Here is a 1,815-nt window from a genome sequence, read left to right as displayed (position 1 = left end):
GGGGCTGACCCAAAAGGATAAAGTATCCTTTTGAAGGTCGCCCCTTCTTTTTTCGCTGAAAACATAAAAGAACCGTCCTTTTTCTGTATAATTAAAGTTACCACACAAAAATCAACAGATAAGAAAGGACGATTCTTTTATGAAACATGATCATATTTCTTTCATTGATTATAACATGGACCAGCTCATTCTACCACTTGATTTAGAAGTTACAATCCCTACTCATCATCTTGCCCGCCTTGTGAATGAAGCAGTTGAACAGCTTGATGAATCTTTGCTTCTTGAACAATATAAAGGCGGTGGTAGAAGCAGCTATCACCCAAAGATGATGTTGAAAATCCTCGTATACGCTTATGCCGACCGGATTTATTCTGGGCGAAAAATCGAAAAAGCACTCCAGGAAAATATCTACTTAATGTGGCTAAGCGGAAATCAAAAGCCTGACTTCCGAACCATCAATCGTTTCCGATCTGAACGGATCAAACCAATTATCTATGACGTCTTCTTTTCCATCCTGGAGCTCCTTCATGAAAAGAGACTCGTCAAACTCGAGGATTACTATCTTGATGGAACGAAGGTGGAAGCGAATGCCAATAAATACACCTGGGTCTGGCTAAAGGCGACAAAGCGTTATGAAAAAGGACTAGATGAGAAGTTCCGTAAGATTGTGTTTGATATCGAGCGCCATTTAGAGGGAGAACTCCAGGAAGACACCTTGGGTGTCCAAGAGAAGCTCAATGAAGATCCCATTACCTCCTCAGATATTCAAAAGACGATGGACAAAGTAAACGAACACCTCAAAAAGGAACCCAAAGATAAAACACTCAAAAAAGCAAAGAAACAGCTAGAGAAAGATTTGCTTCCAAGAAAACAAAAGTATGAACACCAACGAAAGACCGCGAATGGAAGGAACAGTTATTCGAAGACAGATCCGGATGCCACTTTCATGCGTATGAAAGAAGACCATATGAAGAATGGCCAGTTAAAGGCAGGTTACAATATTCAAATCGGCACAGAGAACCAGTTTATTACCGGTTTCTCACTCCATCAAAGAGCTGGAGATCCTAAATGTCTCATTCCTCACCTGGAACTTCTAAACCAGTATCGTAATTTACCGGATACCATTATTGCGGATTCAGGTTATGGCAGTGAAGAAAATTACGCCTATCTGGAACAGTTAGAAAAGGAAGCATATGTCCCTTACAATACCTTTGAAAATGAAAAGAAGAAATCGTGGAAACAAAAGGTCGAACGTGCGGAAAACATGGATTATGACGAGGAGTTAGATGAGTTTATTTGCGCCAACAAGAAACGGCTGGTGTTTCATTACGAATCGAAAAGAACAACAGAAAACGGATTTGAATCGATCAAACGAAGATATCGTTGTGTGGAGTGTAAGGATTGTCCTTTCCAGTCGCAATGCGCCAAAGGAAAAGAAAGCAAAACGATTATGATTTCAATGGAAAACAGACGGCAGCGAAGAGAAATGAAGGAACGCTTGAACTCTAAAGAAGGAAAAGAAAAGTACAGTCAACGAAAAATTGATGTGGAGACGGTCTTTGGACAAACCAAATTTAACCAAGGGTTCAACCGTTTTCATCTAAGAGGCCTCTCGAAAACAACAGTCGAATGGGGCCTGGTTTGTGCTGCCCACAACCTAAAAAAGTGGGAAAATAGCATAAAAAGAAAAACGAAAATAGGGAGTTAAAACCTCGTGAAGAGGTTTTTTCTCTTAAAATAGAGATTCATTTATCTTTTGAATAGAAAAGGGGGCTGCCCAAACACCGCTTTATCGATGTTTTGGGTCAGCCCCTT

Annotated in this window: 1 protein-coding gene; it reads left to right on the top strand. The window is 40.3% G+C overall.

All coding sequences use genetic code 11. The features are described 5' to 3' along the window. Positions 1–139 precede the first annotated feature (139 nt). Positions 140–1,708 (top strand): IS1182 family transposase, encoded by a 1,569-nt coding sequence (locus tag FCL54_RS23515; RefSeq protein ID WP_138129711.1) that lies wholly within the window; start codon positions 140–142, stop codon positions 1,706–1,708. Positions 1,709–1,815: the final 107 nt, after the last annotated feature.

Source organism: Exobacillus caeni (genome assembly GCF_005747095.1).
Taxonomy (GTDB): domain Bacteria; phylum Bacillota; class Bacilli; order Bacillales; family Guptibacillaceae; genus Exobacillus; species Exobacillus caeni.
Note: the sequence above shows the minus strand (reverse complement) of the source record. Positions and strands in the feature narration are given on the sequence as shown.